We start from the raw sequence: 17,385 nt of genomic DNA, 5'->3' as shown, positions 1-17,385 counted from the left end.
TGGATAGCCCATGAAACCCCGCCTGCCTAGCCGTTACAGCATATAGCGGCTTATATCTGTCGACGTCATCAATTCACCCAGGTTCTGATCGACGAATGCCTTGTCGACGACAATTGTTTCGCCGCCGCGATCGGGCGCGGTGAAGCTGAGTTCTTCGAACACCCGCTCCAGCACTGTGTAAAGTCGCCGCGCGCCGATGTTCTCGACGCTTTGATTGACCTCGGCGGCGATGGCGGCCAGCGCGGCAATGCCGTTTTCCGTGAACTCGACCGTCACTTCTTCGGTGCCCATCAGCGCTGTGTATTGACGCGTCAGCGCGTTGTCGGTTTCGGTCAGGATGCGCACGAAGTCTTCTTCCGTCAGCGCGCGCAGTTCGACCCGGATGGGCAGACGACCCTGCAATTCGGGCAGCAGATCAGACGGCTTAGCCACGTGAAACGCGCCCGATGCGATGAACAGGATATGGTCGGTCTTCACCGGTCCGTGCTTGGTGGATACGGTGGTGCCTTCGATCAGAGGCAGCAAGTCACGCTGCACACCTTCCCGACTGACATCGGCACCGCGCGCATCGGCGCGGGCGCAGACTTTGTCAATCTCGTCCAGAAACACGATGCCGTTTTGTTCGACTGCCTCAAGCGCGGCGCGAGTGACGGTTTCATCATCCAATAACTTGTCCGCTTCGTCCGAGACCAAGACGTCATAGCTGTCGCGCACGGTCATTTTCTTCTTCACGGTGCGCTGCCCGAACGCTTTGCCGAACATATCGCCAAGGTTCAGCATTCCCATGCCCTGCCCCGGCTGGCCCGGCACGTCCAACATCTGCATTGGGTTCGAGCTGTCAGCAACGTCAATTTCAATCTCGTGGTCGTCCAGTTCGCCCGACCGCAACTTTTTGCGAAACATCTCGCGGGTCGCGTCACGGGCATCCGTGCCGGCAATGGCCTCGATCACGCGATCCTCGGCGGCGGCTTCGGCCCGGGATTTCACGTCCTCGCGCATATGCTCGCGGGTTTGCATGATTGCGGCATCCACCAAATCGCGCAGAATCTGTTCCACGTCTCGCCCGACATAGCCGACCTCGGTAAATTTCGTCGCTTCAACCTTGATGAAAGGCGCGCGGGCCAGCTTGGCCAGACGGCGGCTGATTTCTGTCTTGCCGACGCCGGTGGGGCCGATCATCAGAATGTTCTTGGGGTAAACCTCGTCGCGCAGATCATCAGCCAATTGCTTGCGCCGCCAACGGTTGCGCAGGGCCACGGCGACGGCGCGCTTGGCGTCTTTCTGCCCGATGATATAGCGATCCAGCTCGCTGACGATTTCGCGGGGGGTCAGGTCGGTCATTTGCTGATTTCCTCAACTGTCAGGTTGCCGTTGGTGTAAACACAGATATCCGCGGCAATCGCCATCGCTTTGCGGGCCACGCCTTCGGCGTCCAGATCGCTGTCGATCAGACCCCGCGCAGCAGCCAGCGCGAAATTGCCGCCCGACCCGATCGCGGCTACGTCATGTTCAGGTTCCAGCACGTCGCCCGCGCCGGTGATGACCAGAAGCTCCTTGCCGTCAGTGACGATCAGCATGGCTTCCAGTTTCTGAAGATACTTGTCCGTGCGCCAGTCTTTCGCCAGCTCGACCGACGCGCGGGCAAGCTGGCCCGGCATCGCCTCAAGCTTCTTTTCCAGTCGCTCTAGCAAGGTGAAGGCATCCGCCGTGGACCCTGCGAAACCTGCTACCACGTCGAACCCGCCGGGCGAGAGTTTGCGCACCTTGCGCGCGCTGCCCTTGATCACGGTTTGACCAAGGCTGACCTGTCCGTCGCCTGCGATCACCACCTTATCGCCCTTGCGCACGCCAATGATCGTTGTGCCGTGCCAGCCGGGAAAATCCGTTTCTGCCATGTCGCCTCCGTTTCGTTTGACCCTATATGGACGCGGGCGGCAGGTCAGACAAGCACCCCGCCTTGTTCTTGGTCAGATCGGGGGCTAGCGTGCAGCCATGTCGGTCGCCAAAATCCTTCGTATCTATCTTGACCCCGAGCCGTTGCAGCGCGCCCGGCTGGGCAAGTTCAACTTTGTGAACCAGATTGTGTCTGCGCTGGAAAAACGCGGGTTCCGGGTAGAATACCGCAAGAATAGTAACTTGGAGCGTTTGGCATCCGCTGCCCGCAATGGCTATTCCATATTTCTGATGGATGACCCGCTGCACGATAACGCGCTGACCATGCGGCGCAGTTATTTCTATCCGTTCTGGCGGATCGAAGCATCAGCGAAGCGGTGGGAGTTCGAGGTTGCGCAGAAGGATTTTGACCCCAACAAGGTTGACCCCGATGCTGCCCGCGACTGGGCTGACAACTGGCGCAGGTGGTTGTTCAAGGGCGCGGCGTCACAGATCACGAGCGATGGTCCGATTTATGTGCCGCTGCAAGGGCGGCTGTTGCACCACCGCAGCTTTCAATCCGCCAGCCCGGTCGAGATGGTCGCCCATGTCGCGACCTATTTCCCCAAGGCACCCATTCTTGCCACCCTGCATCCCGCAGAAGTCTATACCCAAGCCGAACACAAGGCGCTGAACGACCTTGCGGCCCGTTACCCCAATATCACCTTGGCAACCGGGCAGATGAACGAAGCCCTTGCTACTTGTCGAGTTGTCGTCACGCAAAATTCGTCCGCCGCGCTGTTCGGGTTTTTTTTCGGCAAGCCCGCGGCGCTGTTTGGCCAGATTGATTTCCATCACATCGCCGCCAATGTTCATACGCTGGGCGTGCAAGAGGCGTTCGATACCGTTCAGAACATGACGCCGGAGTTTGACCGCTATCTTTACTGGTTCACGATGCAGAACGCCATTCAGGCGGATGCCGATGATTGCGAGGATCAGATCTTGCGCACCCTGCGAAAACGCGGTTGGCAGGTGGATTAGAGACTATTCCAGCCATCCCGCCAGATTGCGTTCAGCTACGCCTACCAGAGCGGCAATATGGGCGTCATCGTCGTTCAGACAGGGAATATAGGTGAAGCTTTCGCCCCCTGCCTCGACAAAGGCTTCCTGAATCTCTTCCTGAATTTCCTCAAGCGTTTCGACGCAATCGGCGGAAAAGGCAGGCGCGATCACCGCGATGTTCTTCTTGCCGGTTTCAGCCAGCCGCGCGACTTCTTTCACCGTATAGGGCTTCAGCCATTCCTCGGGCCCAAAGACGGATTGGAAGGTCGTGGTGATGTCGTCGTCGCCCCAGCCCAACCGTTCTTTCAACAGGCGGGTGCCTTTCTGACATTGGCAGTGATACGGGTCGCCTTCCATCAGATAGCGTTCCGGCATCCCGTGATAGGACACGACCAGCAGATCGGGCTTCTTCTCCATCGCCGCATATCCGCGTTCGACCGACTGGGCCAGCGCGTCGATATAGGCGGGATCGTCGAAATAGGGCGGGATCGTGCGGCTGGCAGGTTGCCATGCTTCGTCCATCAGGGCGCGGAAGAACTGGTCGTTCGCGGTGCCCATCGTCGCGCCCGCATATTGCGGATAAAGTGGGAAGAACAGGATGCGATCACAGCCCGCCGCGACCATTTCCCGCACCTTCGATTTGGTGGACGGATTGCCGTAGCGCATGCAGAAATCGGTCATCACCTCGGCGCCGTATCTCTTTTCCAGCGCCGCCTTCAGCTTGGTGATTTGCTGCTTGGTGATCGTCATCAAGGGGCTTTCGCCCTGTTTCTCGTTCCAGATCGACTTATAGGCCTCGCCCGAGGAAAACGGGCGTTTCGTTAGGATGATGCCTTGCAGGATTGGCTGCCATTTCCACGCGGGATAGTCGATCACACGCTTGTCCGACAGAAATTCGTTCAGATAGCGGCGCATGGACCAATAGTCATAGCCGTCAGGCGTGCCCAGATTGGCAAACAGAACGCCGACCTTGCGGGCGGGCAGGATTGGGTGGTCTGAGGGTTTTTCCATGGTTATCTCTACGTTCTGTTTCGCGTCTTGGATCAATCGCGGGCTAAGGGATGGGTGTCAATCGGTCAATTTGGTCTCGTCCGTGCCCAGCGCATCGGCCAGCCGCGCGGCAGCCGATCCGGGGCGCAGGGGTTTGGGCTGGCTGTCATCGGGCGCCCAGCCGGTCAGAAAGACCAGATCGAAGCTGGCGGATACACGTCCACCTTCTGCCGAGAAATGCTGGGCATAGCGTTCGTTTATGGTGGTCAAAAAGTGTCGCGACAGGGGCTGAATCAGTCTCTGATCCAGCGCATTTCGCTCGCCCATCAAGCGCAGATCACGGATCAGGGCGGTGGCGTCGGGGTATCTTACCTCGCGCAGATCGCTGTCGGCGACCGGCAGGGCAAAGCCCGCACGCTGCAGCAGCGCACCAAGATCGCGAATCTCGCCCATTGGCAGGATGCGCGGAGAGAGGCCGCCTGTTACCTCGATCTCGACCTCGGACAAAATGGCGCGGAGCTCGGACAGGGTTTGCCCGCCGAACATGACGCCTATGAACAACCCATCCGGCACCAGCGCCCGCTTGGCCTGGATCAACTGACCGACCGGGTCATTGGCCCAATGCAAGGACAGCCCGTGGATCACCAGATCATGTGCGCCGGGGGTCAGATCCAGCGTATCATCATCCGTCACGATTTTTGCGTCAGGAAAGGCTCGCGCCCAGATTTCAGGAAAACCCGTCACAATAGCGGTTTTGGTAAACGTTCTGTTAACCTCTGTCAGGCGATCCTTCACCTCGTCCGCCGCAAGGCGCTGCAGGAACAGCCCGTCGGGTGTGGCGCGATTGCGATTGCGGGCAAGCTGCGCACGATCGGTCAGACGGGGCGGTGAATTTGGGTCGGTCTGTGTCATGGGCGCGGACCATAGTTGGAAGGTCGGAAAATGCAATCGGCGCTTGGCGTGTTTTATCCCCCGCAATGCGTCAGCTGCGAGGCGCACACAGACACTGATTTCGCGCTGTGCGGCGACTGCTGGCGCGACACCCCGTTTATCGAAGGGCTGGTGTGTGACCTCTGCGGCGACCCCTTGCCGGGCGATAATGATGAAACGGTGCATTGCGATGCTTGTCTTGCCACAGACCGGCCATGGTCGCAGGGGCGCGCAGCAATGCTTTACAAAGGGAACGCGCGGCGGCTGATTTTGACGTTGAAACATGGCGACCGGCCCGAACTTGCCCGCGCCGCTGCCCCGTGGCTGGCCCGCGCGGCCACCCCGCTGATCCGTCTGGACACCATAATCGTTCCGATGCCGATCCATTGGTCTCGACTGTTTCGCCGCCGTTATAACCAGTCGGTCGAGTTGGCGCGGGCGATGGCGAATCTTCTGCAGCTGGATCACGCGCCGGATGCGATTGTCCGCCCCAAGCGCACGCGGGCGCATGACGGGATGGATATCGCCGCGCGCTTCGCCAATATGCAGGATGCGATCGGGCCGCATCCTAAAAGCAGTGGCGCGCTGGCAGGTCGTAATGTGTTGCTACTGGATGACGTGATGACTTCGGGCGCCAGTTTCGACGCCGCGACGCGGGCTTGTCTGGCGGCCGGCGCGGATCACGTAAACGTGCTGGCCCTTGCCCGTGTGACGCGGGACGCATAGGTTTTGGGCGTTCCGGCCACCCCGGCCTGCCTTGCTACGGAGCCCACATGAAACCCATCACTATCTATACCACGCAGCTTTGCGGCTTTTGCCATGCTGCCAAACGTTTGCTGAAGACCAAGAACGCCAGTTTTGACGAAATTGACGTGATGATGGACCCGGACAAACGGCAAGAGATGATGCAGCGAGCGGGCGGTCGCCACACTGTTCCGCAAATCTTTATCGGAGGCACCCATGTTGGCGGATACGACGATTTAGCTGCGCTGGATCGTGCGGGCAAACTTGACCCTTTGTTGGCGGGTTAGAGCATGAAAACCGCGCTGATCCAATTCACGGCGGGCGATGATGCGGACGCCAATCTTAAGGTGTTGCGGGGTATGATCCGCGAAGCTGCCGATGCCGGTGCAACCTTCGTCCTGACACCCGAGGTCAGCAATGTGCTGTCCAGCAGTCGCCGCCATCAGGAACGGATCTTGCAAGACGAGGCAGATGACCCCTTTCTGCGCTCCATGCAGGACGAAGCCGCCGCGCTGGGCATATGGCTGCTGCTGGGATCGCTGGCGCTGAAATCCGGTGACGCGGATGGGCGCTTTGCCAATCGGTCTTTCCTGATCACGCCAACGGGCGAAATCACCGCGCGCTATGACAAGATCCATATGTTCGACGTGGAAATCGACGAGAACGAGAGCTATCGCGAAAGCGCCGCTTATCGTCCGGGCGATAAGGCCGTCGTTGCCGAGACGCCGTTTGGCAAGATTGGCCTTACGATCTGTTATGACATGCGCTTTCCGCATCTGTATCGGGCCTTGGCCAAGGATGGCGCGACGATCATCACTGTACCCGCCGCCTTTTCGCCCGTTACCGGCAAGGCGCATTGGGAAAGCCTGCTGCGTGCCCGCGCGATAGAAAACGGTGTGTTCATTCTGGCCCCCGCGCAATGCGGGCAGAACGGGCCGAAACGGGCGACTCATGGACATTCGCTGGTCGTGTCGCCTTGGGGCAAGGTCTTGGCCGATGGCGGCGACGCGCCGGGCATCACCATGGTTGATCTTGACCTTGCAGACGTGGAACAGTCACGCAAACGCGTGCCGTCGCTTGGGCATGATCGTGAATTCGAAGGTCCGTAATGTCAGAAAGCTCGGTTGAAACCCTGTCGGTCGCCTTGTTTAGCGAAATGTTCATGGCTGACCAGTTGGCGCGCAATCGCCTTTCGAAAGCGCTGCCGAAAGGGATGGAGCTGAGTCACTTTTCCGTGTTGAACCATCTTGCACGGTTGAACGAGGAGAAAAGCCCCGCACAACTGGCCAAGACGTTTCACGTCACGCGCGGGGCCATGACCAATACGTTAAGCAAGTTGGAGTGGGCGGGGCACGTCCATATTCGGCCTGACTGGGACGATGCGCGGCGCAAGTTCGTGACCATCTCGCCTTCGGGGCGGTCTGCGCGGGATGCGGCGCTGCAAGCGATTACGCCGATTATCGGTAACATGGTGACGAAGATTGGGGCGGATAAGGTGCGGCAGGTTCTGCCCGTACTGCGTGAAATGCGTCAGATGCTTAGGGAAATGGAATGAGGGTGCTGGAAGCTGCTTCCAGGTCGGTCTGTCCCATCCGTAATTTCACAACGACCACTTGATTCGCTATCAATCGGCCCGAAGGCACGAGGATCACGATCACCGCCTGCCTGCCGCCAACGGATTAACCCGCTGGCCCGTCGCCTTTCGGCTTCACACTGGTCATGGCATAGTTCACCGAAAGGTCGCGGTCCGAGGTTGACCAACTCCACCCCAGCGGGTTGAACACCATGCCCTTGCGATCAACCTCGGTCAGGTCCGCTTTGGTGATCAGGTCGGACAGTTCGTCGGGTGTGATGAATTTTGACCATTCATGCGTCCCTTTGGGCAGCCAGCGCATGACATGTTCGGCGCCGACAATGGCCATCATAAAGCTTTTGGGGTTTCGGTTCAGGGTAGATGTCACCATCAATCCGCCCGGTTTCAGAAGCTTCTGACACGCGATCAGATAGGCCTGCGGGTCGGCGACATGCTCGACCACCTCCATGTTCAGCACCACGTCGAATTGTTCACCTGCGGCTGCCAGCGCCTCGGCGGTGGTGTGGCGGTAATCAATGTCCAGCCCCATTTGTTCGGCATGAAGCTGTGCAACGGGGATGTTGCGAGGTGCAGCGTCGGCGCCGACCACTTCCGCGCCCAGGCGCGCCATGGGTTCGGACAGCAGGCCGCCACCGCAGCCGATATCCAGCAGGCGCAACCCCTTGAACGGAGTATTATCAACAAGGTCGCGTCCGAATTCTGCGGCAATCTGGTTCGTGACATAGTCCAGCCGCACCGGGTTCATCATGTGCAACGGTTTGAACTTGCCGGTCGGATCCCACCATTCGGCGGCCATTGCCTCGAATTTTGCAACTTCGGCGGGGTCAACGGTGGTTTGGCTGTCAACACTCATCGCAAGCCTCTTTCTTTCTGATAGCGGGCGTGGCCCGGTCGAGATATAGATGACATATGGACAAGGTCGCAGGAAAAAACAACGCCACGCCCCGGCTTCATCCGCCGATCGAGCCATTTGACCGGCGGATGCTGGATGTGGGCGATGGGCACAGGCTGTATGTGGAACAAAGCGGCAATCCCGCCGGCATTCCCGTTGTCGTGTTTCATGGCGGGCCGGGTGGCGGGTCGTCACCTGCGATGCGCCGGTTCTTTGATCCCGATGATTATCGCATTGTCCTGTTTGATCAACGCGGCTGTGGACGATCACGCCCTCATGCGAGCATCGACGCCAACACCACATGGCATCTGGTGCAGGATATTGAGCATATTCGCCAAGTTCTTGGCATTGAACGTTGGATCGTGTTCGGTGGCTCTTGGGGTGCAACGCTGGCTTTGGTCTATGCACAAGCGCACCCGGCGCGAGTGGCATCGCTGGTTTTGCGCGGCGTGTTTTTGGCCACGCAAGCCGAGTTGGATTGGTTCTATGGCGGTGGCGCGGCCCGGTTCTGGCCCGAACTATGGTCGCGATTCGCGGGGCTGATCCCTGAAGATGAACGCCATGATATGATCGCAGCCTATAATCGACGTCTGTTTTCCGGCGACCGGCGGGAAGAAGCGCGCTATGCCAAGGCGTGGACGGGATGGGAAAACGCGCTTGCCTCGATCCAGAACACCGGCACGATGATCGACTGCCCGGCCGAGTATGCCCGCGCGTTTGCCCGGCTGGAAAACCACTATTTCAAACATGGTGCTTTTCTGGACGCCGATGGCAAGATTTTGCGTGATATGCCGCGAATTGCCCATATTCCTGGAGTCATTGTGCAGGGCCGTCACGATATGATTTGCCCGCCAGCGATGGCGTGGCAGTTGCATCAGCGCTGGCCGTCCGCGGACTTGCGGATGATCCACATGGCGGGGCATGCCCTGTCTGAACGCGGCATTGCAGACGAGCTGGTGCGTGTAATGCAAATATTGGCGCGGCAACGGCAAACCTTGGCGGTATAAGAGACTCGGCTTGCATCCCGTGGATAACTGCCCTATATCCCTTTTCAACAGCGGCGCTTCGGCCTCCACCCCCGAAGCCCACCGGAAATTTCGACGGGCCCGCTGGCCCGTTTTTTTGTTTTGGAGGTGCGTGTGAGCAACCTTGTTGCCAAAGCGGCCATAGACCGACGTCTTGCCGAGATCGTCCAGCCCGTGATCGAAGGGATGGGGTTTGAGCTTGTACGCCTGCGCCTGATGGGCGGCAAAACGCCCACGTTGCAGATCATGGCCGAACGTCCCGATGGTGGGATCGAGGTTGACGAATGCGGCGAGATATCGACGGCTGTCAGCGCGGTGCTGGATGTCGAAGACCCGATCGAGGATAACTATACGCTGGAAGTCGGCTCGCCCGGCATCGACCGCCCCCTGACCCGCCTCAAGGATTTTCAGGACTGGAATGGCTATGTCGCCAAGATTGAGACCTCGGAATTGATCGACGGGCGCAAACGCTTCAAGGGCGAACTGGCCGGCGTCGAAGGAAATGAAATTCTGATCGAGATCGAGGATAAGGGTGAAACAGTCACCATCGGCCTCGATTTCGACTGGCTGTCGGAAGCTAAGCTGGTTCTGACGGACGATCTTGTTCGGGACGTTCTGCGTCAGCGCAAAGATGACGGGCAGATCGACGAAGCCCAATTTGATGAAGTTCAAAAAATCACCGGTTCTGAGGAGGACTGAGACCAATGGCAATTACTTCTGCAAACCAGTTGGAGCTGCTTCAGACCGCCGAAGCCGTCGCCCGCGAAAAGATGATCGACCCCGCGCTGGTGATCGAAGCGATGGAAGAAAGCCTGGCGCGCGCTGCCAAGTCACGCTATGGCGCGGAAATGGATATTCGCGTGGCGATTGACCGCAAAACGGGCCGCGCCACATTCACCCGTGTGCGCACCGTGGTCGAAGATGAAGAGCTTGAGAATTATCAGGCCGAATTCACCGTCGATCAAGCCAAGCAATATATGGACGACCCCAAGATCGGTGACACGTTCGTAGAAGAAGTGCCGCCGGTTGAAATGGGCCGGATCGCTGCCCAATCCGCCAAGCAGGTAATCTTGCAAAAGGTTCGCGAAGCTGAACGTGACCGTCAGTTCGAAGAATTCAAGGACCGCGCGGGCACGATCATCAACGGTCAGGTCAAGCGCGAAGAATATGGCAACGTTATTGTCGATGTCGGCTCGGGCGAAGCAATCCTGCGCCGGAACGAAAAGATCGGCCGCGAAGCCTATCGTCCGAATGATCGCATCCGCTGCTACATCAAGGATGTGCGCCGCGAAGCCCGTGGCCCGCAGATTTTCCTGAGCCGCACCGCACCGGAATTCATGGCCGAGCTGTTCAAAATGGAGGTGCCGGAAATCTATGACGGCATCATCGAGATCAAGGCCGTGGCCCGCGACCCCGGTTCGCGCGCCAAGATTGCTGTGATATCTTATGACAGTTCGATTGACCCTGTTGGTGCCTGTGTCGGTATGCGCGGCTCGCGCGTGCAAGCCGTGGTGAACGAGCTTCAAGGCGAAAAGATCGACATCATCCCGTGGAACGAAGACCAGCCGACCTTCCTGGTAAACGCGCTTCAGCCCGCTGAAGTCTCCAAGGTGGTTCTGGACGAGGAAGCCGGTAAGATCGAAGTCGTCGTCCCGGACGAGCAGCTGTCGCTGGCCATTGGCCGTCGCGGTCAGAACGTGCGCCTTGCCTCGCAGCTGACCGGTCTGGACATCGATATCATGACCGAAGCCGAGGAAAGCGAACGCCGTCAGGCCGAGTTCGCCGAACGGACCAAGCTGTTCATGGACACGCTGGACCTGGACGAGTTCTTTGCTCAACTTTTGGTCGCCGAAGGCTTTGCAAACCTTGAAGAGGTTGCTTATGTGGAGCTTGATGAGCTGCTGGTGATCGACGGTGTCGATGATGCGACGGCAGAAGAACTTCAGGCCCGTGCCCGCGATTATCTGGAAGCACAGAACGCCAAGGCGCTGGAAAATGCCCGCGCGCTGGGCGTCGAAGACAGCCTGATCGCCTTCGAAGGTCTGACCCCGCAGATGGTCGAGGCATTGGCCGAAGACGGCGTGAAGTCGCTGGAAGATTTCGCCACCTGCGCTGACTGGGAACTGGCCGGTGGCTGGACAACCGTGGATGGCGAACGGTCCAAGGATGATGGCTCGCTTGAGAAATTCGGCGTCACGCTGGAACAGGCGCAAGACATGGTCATGACCGCGCGTATCATGCTGGGTTGGGTTGACCCAACCGAGCTTGAGGCCGACGAGACCGAAGAAGGCGCCGAAGAAGAAGGCGTCGCTGCGGAGGCCGGAGCCTGATCGCAGGCTTCGGGGGCGGCGCATGACGCGTGGTGGCCACAAATCGCGGCCGGAAGAGCCGGAACGGCGCTGCATCGCGACCGGAGAGAGCCAGCCCAAGGCAGGGCTGATCCGCTTTGTCGTGGGGCCTGATGGAACGGTGGTGCCCGATCTTCTGGGCAAGCTGCCGGGGCGCGGGATCTGGGTGTCAGCCGACCGCGCGGCGTTGACGAAGGCCGCCGAGAAGGGGCTGTTCGCGCGCGCAGCCAAACAGCAGGTCGTCGTGCCCGACGATTTGCTGGCGATGCTGGAAAAGGCGCTGGCGGCACGCGTGGTTCATCTGATCAGCCTCGCACGCAAAGCGGGGGGTGCGGTCGCCGGGTTTGAGAAGGTGAAAGACTGGCTTGTTAGAGAACAGGCCGCCGTCTTGATCCAGGCGTCGGATGGGTCCGAGCGGGGGAAGTCGAAACTTCGCCCGCCGCCGGGAAAAGACCGGTTCTTTACCTGCCTGACGGCAGATGAGCTGGGAATGGCCTTTGGCCGTGAAAATGTGATACATGGCGCGCTTGCGTCTGGTGGTTTGGTATCCCGTGTTGTAGAGGAAGCCAAGAAGCTAGATGCGCTGCGCGAGCAAGAGAAAGACGGTGGCAAGGGTCACCGGAAAGGTACGAAGACCAGATGAGCGATAATGACGGTAAAAAGACCCTGGGACTGCGCGGCGGAGCTCGCCCCGGTCAGGTGAAGCAAAGCTTCAGCCATGGGCGGACGAAGAATGTCGTGGTCGAAACGAAACGCAAACGCGTTGTCGTGCCCAAACCGGGTGCGTCGTCGGGTGGTGGCAAGACCTCGTCCGTGGCGGGTGACCCCAAGAAACGCCCCGCTGGCATTTCCGATGCCGAGCTGGAGCGCCGCATGAAAGCGCTGCAGGCCGCCAAGGCCCGCGAAACGGAAGAAGCCGAAGCCCGCGTCGCCGAAGAAAAGGCCCGCGAGGAAGACCGCCAGCGTCGCCGCGAAGAAGCCGAAGCCAAAGAGCGTGAAGAACGCGAGCGTGAAGAGGCGCTGAAAGCCAAGGCCGACGAAGAAGAGCGCAAGAAGCGTGAGGCCGAAGAGGCCAAGACGCGCGCCAAACAGCCGACAACCCCCGCTGTCGACCCGGCCGCCGCGCAGGCCGCCGAACAGCGCGGCCCCGGCAAGGCACCGTCAGGTCCGCGCAAGAAAGAAGATCGTCAAGCGCGCCCCGCTAAGGGTGCGGGTCGTGATGATGGTCGTCGCTCGGGCAAGCTGACGCTGAATCAGGCGCTGCGTGGTGGTGGCGACCGTCACCGCTCGGTCGCGTCGATGCGCCGTAAGCAAGAGCGTGCGCGTCAGAAGGCGATGGGCGAACAGGTTGATCGGGAAAAGATCATTCGCGACGTGCAATTGCCGGAAGCCATTCAGGTTTCCGAGCTTGCCGTCCGTATGGCTGAGCGCGTTGCGGATGTCGTCAAGTCCCTGATGAACATGGGCATGATGGTGACGCAGAACGAAACCATTGATGCCGACACCGCCGAACTGATCATCGAGGAATTCGGCCACAAGGTTGTCCGGGTGTCCGATGCGGACGTCGAAGACGTGATCGACCAAGTTGATGACAAGGAAGAAGATCTTGTCGACCGCCCGCCGGTCATCACCATCATGGGCCACGTTGACCACGGCAAAACCTCGCTTCTGGATGCGATCCGGAATGCAAAGGTCACAGTCGGCGAAGCTGGCGGCATCACGCAGCATATCGGTGCCTATCAGGTGACGACGGAAAACGGTGCTGTGTTGTCCTTCCTGGATACGCCCGGCCACGCGGCGTTTACGTCGATGCGTGCCCGTGGTGCGCAGGTGACGGATATCGTCGTTCTGGTTGTTGCCGCTGATGACGCGGTCATGCCGCAGACCATCGAAGCCATCAACCACGCCAAGGCTGCCGGAGTGCCGATGATCGTGGCGATCAACAAATGCGACAAACCGGCCGCGAACCCCGATCAGGTCCGCACCGAGCTTCTGCAACACGAAGTGATCGTCGAGAAGATGTCGGGCGATGTGCAGGATGTCGAGGTTTCGGCCATCAACGGCACCGGTCTGGACGAACTGCTGGAGGCCATCGCGCTTCAGGCTGAAATTCTTGAGCTGAAAGCCAACCCGAACCGCTCTGCGTCCGGCGCCGTGATCGAAGCGCAACTTGACGTGGGCCGCGGCCCTGTTGCCACGGTTCTGGTTCAGAATGGCACCCTGAAACAAGGCGATATCTTCGTTGTGGGTGAACAATACGGTAAGGTCCGCGCCTTGGTGAATGACCGTGGCGACCGGGTCGATGAAGCTGGCCCCTCGGTTCCGGTCGAGGTGCTGGGCCTGAACGGCACGCCCGAAGCTGGCGATGTTTTGAACGTCGTCACCACCGAAGCGCAAGCGCGCGAGATTGCCGAATATCGCGAACAGACCGCCAAGGACAAACGCGCCGCTGCCGGTGCTGCAACCACGCTTGAGCAGATGATGGCGAAGGCCAAGGCCGACGAAGACGTTGCCGAACTGCCCATTTTGGTCAAGGCCGACGTGCAAGGCTCCGCCGAAGCCATCGTTCAAGCGATGGAAAAGATCGGCAACGAAGAAGTCCGGGTGCGCGTTCTGCACTATGGTGTTGGCGCGATCACAGAATCCGATATCGGCTTGGCCGAAGCGTCGGGTGCTCCGGTGATTGGCTTCAACGTCCGCGCCAATGCGCAAGCTCGCAGCAGTGCCAACCAGAAGGGGGTCGAGATCCGGTATTACTCGATCATCTATGACCTTGTGGATGATGTGAAAGCCGCCGCCTCGGGTCTTCTGTCCGCCGAAGTGCGCGAGAATTTCATCGGATATGCCGAGATCCGCGAAGTCTTCAAGGTTTCGGGGGTTGGCAAGGTTGCTGGCTGCCTGGTGACCGAAGGTGTCGCCCGCCGTTCGGCCGGTGTGCGCCTTCTGCGCGACAACGTCGTGATCCACGAAGGTACGCTGAAAACGCTCAAACGCTTCAAGGACGAAGTGAAAGAGGTTCAGTCCGGTCAGGAATGCGGCATGGCCTTCGAGAACTACGAAGACATCCGCCCCGGCGACGTGATCGAGATCTTCGAGCGTGAAGAAGTCGAACGCACGCTGGATTGATGATCGGGCACCGAAAAACGCAAAAAGGGACGGTCTGACCGTCCCTTTTTTATGTGTTATGCTCGGTTGCGCGTGGCGGGTTACAACCAATCGCGCAGCATAGCGATCAGGGGCAGGTCGGCGGGCGGCATTGGGTAATCGCGCAACTGATCGACCCGCGCCCAGCTAAGCTTTTGACCTTCCAGCGGTTTCGGCTGCCCTTCCCATTTTCGGCAGGCAAAGACGGGCATGAGCAGGTGAAAATCGTCATAGCTGTGGCTGGCAAAGGTCAGCGGCGCCAAGCATGATGCCCAAGTGTCAATGTCCAGCTCTTCTTTCAACTCGCGAATCAGGGCGTGCTCGGGTGTCTCGTCCGGCTCAACCTTGCCGCCGGGAAACTCCCACAGACCCGCCATGGATTTCCCTTCGGGCCGTTGGGCCAGCAATATCCGCCCATCGCGGTCGATCAATGCCACTGCGGCAACAAGAACAACTTTCATCGTGATCCTTTCGGCGCCCGATTTACGACCGATAATCGGCGTTGATCTGGATATAGCCATGCGTCAGATCGCAGGTCCAGACCGTTGACGCGCCGTCGCCGACTCCCAGATCGACCGAGATCGTCAGCTCGTCGCGCAGCATATATTGCGCGCCGTCCTCCTCGCGGTAATCGGGCGACACCCATCCGTTTTCGGCAACCAGAATGTCACCAAACCGGATCGACAGCTTGTCACGCTCTGCGTAGGCACCTGATTTCCCGATCGCCATCACGATGCGGCCCCAGTTTGGGTCTTCGCCGGCGATGGCGGTTTTGACCAAGGGGGAATTAGCGATTGCCATAGCGTGGGTGCGCGCGTCCGTATCGGATTGCGCGCCGGTCACGCGGATTTCGACGAACTTGGTCGCCCCCTCGCCGTCGCGCACGACTTGATGGGCCAGGTCCAGCATCACGCCATGCAACGCCGTGCGGAAGGGTTCGTTGTCGCGCGCGACCGCAACTCCGGATGCCCCAGTCGCCGCCAGCAGCAGCGAGTCGGACGTCGATGTATCACTGTCCACTGTGATGCTGTTGAAACTGGTTCCGGTCAGGTCCGATAGTATCGCTTGCAAATCATCCTGAGCGATCGTCGCATCGGTGAAAATGAACACCAGCATCGTCGCCATATCCGGCGCGATCATGCCCGAGCCTTTGGCAATGCCCGCGATCTGCACCATCCGGTCGCCGATCTTCACCTCGGCCTTCGCGCCCTTGGCAAAGGTGTCGGTGGTGCGGATGGCGTCTGCGGCCTGTTCCAGCCCCTCCGGCGACAAACCGTCTTTCAGATCGTCAAGGGATGCGGTGATCCGATCATGCGGCAAGGGTTCACCGATTACGCCGGTTGAGGCAGTATAGACTCTGTTTTCGGGGATGGACAGCGCATCAGCTACTTGGCGTGTGATGGCCTGCACCGACTTTTCGCCTGCCCCACCGGTAAACGCGTTCGAGTTGCCTGCATTCACCAACATCGCGGCGCCTGCGTCGGGATTGGACCCCAGTTTCGCCTGACAATCCAGAACCGGCGCTGATCGTGTGGATGACTTCGTGAATACACCCGCAATCGTGGTGCCCGGTTGCAGCTCGGCCAGCATCACATCCAGCCGATCTGCGTATTTCACCCCTGCCTTGGCGGCGGAAAACCGCGCCCCACCGATCACTGGAAGGTCAGGAAAAAAGGGGGGCGCAAGAGGTGCGACGGCGTGGGTATGGGTTTCGGCGGCGACCAAGCGGGCCTTCAGTTTGCGCAGCCTCTTTTTCAGCTTCTTGATTTTCGCCGTCTTTCCCATACCCAAGCCTTTCTTGTGTTAGTCGTTGTTTTCCAGAAGTGACATATCACGCAGTGCGGCGGGGTCGATCCCTTCCAGCGCGATACGTTCAATCTTGGCGGCATCCAGAAGGGTTTTCAAAGCAGCTTCGACCGCGTCGCTTTCGATCTTCACGGCCAGTTGGTCGCGCACTTCGTCCAGCGTCGGGGCGCCTTTCATGCGGGTTTCGTTCAGCTTGATGACATGCCAGCCAAACTGCGTCTGAATGGGTGCGGAAACTGCGCCGTCTTCCATTTCCATTACCGCATCTTCGAATGGCTTGACCATCATGCCGGCACTAAACCAGCCCAAATCGCCTCCGTTCGGGCCAGTCGGGCCGGTCGAATGCTCTTGGGCCAGTTCGGCAAAATCGCCGCCACCTTCAATCTCGGCGACCAGCTCCTTCGCCTTGTCTTCGGTTTCTACCAGAATATGTGCGGCACTGAATTCCTTGGTTGGCTCGGCGTCTGCATATTGCGCGTCATAGGCGGCTTGCAGCGCCTCGTCGGTCACCGCGCTTGAAACGACCTCGTCGACCTTATCGTTAGCGGCCAGCTCGCGGCGTTGATTTTCCAGACGGATTTCGGCGCGGTGGCTAAGTTCGCCCATCGCCTGCCCCAGAACGGCCTGCTGGACCAATTGTTCGACAATGCCGGGCAGCAGAACGTCATCGGGCAGTTGCTGGAACTGTTCGGGCAGGGTCATACGGGCGGCAACCACATGCGCCATAGTGATATCGTCGCCATTGACGGTGGCGATAACGGTGTCGCCAGTGACGTCGATCATCTCGACCTCGGGGGCGGCGGTTGTGTCCTCGGTGGGGGCGTCCGTGTCCTGTGCCGCCAAAGGAAGGGCCAGACCGGCCGACATCACGGCGCTTAGAACAATGACGTTGCGTTTCAACATATATATATCCTCAAAACAGGCCGGATTCCCCGGCAACATTGACAGTTTTCCACCTGACGCTTACATCGCATGAAG

18 protein-coding genes are annotated in these 17,385 nt (G+C 59.5%); 10 read left to right on the top strand and 8 right to left on the bottom strand.

Annotated elements, in window-relative coordinates; genetic code table 11:
- Positions 1 to 33: 33 nt before the first annotated feature.
- Positions 34 to 1,341 (bottom strand): ATP-dependent protease ATPase subunit HslU, encoded by a 1,308-nt coding sequence (hslU, locus tag MN186_RS09275; RefSeq protein ID WP_242114096.1) that lies wholly within the window; start codon positions 1,339 to 1,341, stop codon positions 34 to 36.
- Positions 1,338 to 1,895, bottom strand: coding sequence for an ATP-dependent protease subunit HslV (gene hslV, locus MN186_RS09270; protein ID WP_242114095.1), 558 nt, complete (start codon positions 1,893 to 1,895; stop codon positions 1,338 to 1,340). The genes hslU and hslV overlap by 4 nt, the downstream gene beginning before the upstream one ends.
- Before the next feature lie 97 nt (positions 1,896 to 1,992).
- Between hslV and MN186_RS09265 the strand changes: the two genes are divergently transcribed.
- Positions 1,993 to 2,913 carry a hypothetical protein gene (locus MN186_RS09265; RefSeq protein WP_242114094.1) on the top strand — a complete coding sequence of 307 codons (921 nt, stop codon included), beginning with the start codon at positions 1,993 to 1,995 and terminating at the stop codon, positions 2,911 to 2,913.
- Positions 2,914 to 2,916: 3 nt separating this feature from the next.
- Here the strand turns inward: MN186_RS09265 and hemH are convergent, their stop codons facing one another.
- On the bottom strand, positions 2,917 to 3,945 hold the full coding sequence (gene hemH, locus MN186_RS09260) for a ferrochelatase (RefSeq protein ID WP_242114093.1): 1,029 nt from the start codon (positions 3,943 to 3,945) through the stop codon (positions 2,917 to 2,919).
- A 57-nt stretch (positions 3,946 to 4,002) separates the two neighbouring features.
- Positions 4,003 to 4,836: a methyltransferase domain-containing protein gene (locus tag MN186_RS09255; RefSeq protein ID WP_242114092.1), complete on the bottom strand. Its 834-nt coding sequence runs from the start codon at positions 4,834 to 4,836 to the stop codon at positions 4,003 to 4,005.
- A gap of 30 nt (positions 4,837 to 4,866) precedes the next feature.
- On the opposite strand from MN186_RS09255, the gene MN186_RS09250 reads away from it, so the two are divergent.
- From MN186_RS09250 to MN186_RS09235, 4 genes are read left to right on the top strand one after another with little or no spacing between them, the layout of a single operon-like run.
- Positions 4,867 to 5,580 (top strand): ComF family protein, encoded by a 714-nt coding sequence (locus tag MN186_RS09250; RefSeq protein WP_242114091.1) that lies wholly within the window; start codon positions 4,867 to 4,869, stop codon positions 5,578 to 5,580.
- Between the two features lie 47 nt (positions 5,581 to 5,627).
- Complete coding sequence (grxC, locus tag MN186_RS09245) at positions 5,628 to 5,885, top strand: glutaredoxin 3 (RefSeq protein WP_242114090.1); 258 nt, start codon at positions 5,628 to 5,630, stop codon at positions 5,883 to 5,885.
- Between the two features lie 3 nt (positions 5,886 to 5,888).
- Entirely contained in the window at positions 5,889 to 6,707 is an 819-nt protein-coding gene (locus tag MN186_RS09240) for a carbon-nitrogen hydrolase family protein (protein WP_242114089.1), read from the top strand.
- Positions 6,707 to 7,153, top strand: a complete 447-nt coding sequence (locus tag MN186_RS09235) for a MarR family winged helix-turn-helix transcriptional regulator (protein WP_242114088.1) — start codon at positions 6,707 to 6,709, stop codon at positions 7,151 to 7,153. The genes MN186_RS09240 and MN186_RS09235 overlap by 1 nt, the downstream gene beginning before the upstream one ends.
- 124 nt (positions 7,154 to 7,277) lie before the next feature.
- Here the strand turns inward: MN186_RS09235 and ubiG are convergent, their stop codons facing one another.
- Positions 7,278 to 8,045, bottom strand: a complete 768-nt coding sequence (ubiG, locus tag MN186_RS09230) for a bifunctional 2-polyprenyl-6-hydroxyphenol methylase/3-demethylubiquinol 3-O-methyltransferase UbiG (RefSeq protein ID WP_242114087.1) — start codon at positions 8,043 to 8,045, stop codon at positions 7,278 to 7,280.
- A gap of 56 nt (positions 8,046 to 8,101) precedes the next feature.
- Between ubiG and pip the strand changes: the two genes are divergently transcribed.
- The 5 genes from pip (at position 8,102) to infB (ending at position 14,583) form a co-directional block, all read left to right on the top strand.
- Positions 8,102 to 9,091, top strand: coding sequence for a prolyl aminopeptidase (gene pip / locus MN186_RS09225; RefSeq protein ID WP_242114086.1), 990 nt, complete (start codon positions 8,102 to 8,104; stop codon positions 9,089 to 9,091).
- Positions 9,092 to 9,223: 132 nt separating this feature from the next.
- The gene (gene rimP / locus MN186_RS09220) at positions 9,224 to 9,808 is read left to right on the top strand and encodes a ribosome maturation factor RimP (protein ID WP_242114085.1); all 585 of its coding nucleotides are present in this window, start codon (positions 9,224 to 9,226) and stop codon (positions 9,806 to 9,808) included.
- 5 nt (positions 9,809 to 9,813) lie between these two features.
- Complete coding sequence (gene nusA, locus MN186_RS09215; protein ID WP_242114084.1) at positions 9,814 to 11,439, top strand: transcription termination factor NusA; 1,626 nt, start codon at positions 9,814 to 9,816, stop codon at positions 11,437 to 11,439.
- Positions 11,440 to 11,461: 22 nt separating this feature from the next.
- Positions 11,462 to 12,100, top strand: a complete 639-nt coding sequence (locus MN186_RS09210; RefSeq protein ID WP_242114083.1) for an RNA-binding protein — start codon at positions 11,462 to 11,464, stop codon at positions 12,098 to 12,100.
- On the top strand, positions 12,097 to 14,583 hold the full coding sequence (gene infB, locus MN186_RS09205) for a translation initiation factor IF-2 (protein WP_242114082.1): 2,487 nt from the start codon (positions 12,097 to 12,099) through the stop codon (positions 14,581 to 14,583). Before MN186_RS09210 ends, infB begins: the two co-directional genes overlap by 4 nt.
- Before the next feature lie 80 nt (positions 14,584 to 14,663).
- Here infB and mutT read toward each other — a convergent pair whose 3' ends face one another.
- From mutT to MN186_RS09190, 3 genes are read right to left on the bottom strand one after another with little or no spacing between them, the layout of a single operon-like run.
- Complete coding sequence (gene mutT / locus MN186_RS09200) at positions 14,664 to 15,062, bottom strand: 8-oxo-dGTP diphosphatase MutT (RefSeq protein ID WP_242114081.1); 399 nt, start codon at positions 15,060 to 15,062, stop codon at positions 14,664 to 14,666.
- A gap of 22 nt (positions 15,063 to 15,084) precedes the next feature.
- The gene (gene argJ, locus MN186_RS09195) at positions 15,085 to 16,386 is read right to left on the bottom strand and encodes a bifunctional glutamate N-acetyltransferase/amino-acid acetyltransferase ArgJ (RefSeq protein WP_242114080.1); all 1,302 of its coding nucleotides are present in this window, start codon (positions 16,384 to 16,386) and stop codon (positions 15,085 to 15,087) included.
- An 18-nt stretch (positions 16,387 to 16,404) separates the two neighbouring features.
- On the bottom strand, positions 16,405 to 17,310 hold the full coding sequence (locus tag MN186_RS09190) for a peptidylprolyl isomerase (RefSeq protein ID WP_242114079.1): 906 nt from the start codon (positions 17,308 to 17,310) through the stop codon (positions 16,405 to 16,407).
- Positions 17,311 to 17,385 lie beyond the last annotated feature (75 nt).

Origin of the sequence: Aliiroseovarius sediminis (genome assembly GCF_022678485.1) — a bacterium.
Lineage (GTDB): Bacteria > Pseudomonadota > Alphaproteobacteria > Rhodobacterales > Rhodobacteraceae > Aliiroseovarius > Aliiroseovarius sediminis.
This window is presented reverse-complemented; position numbering and strand designations above follow the sequence as displayed.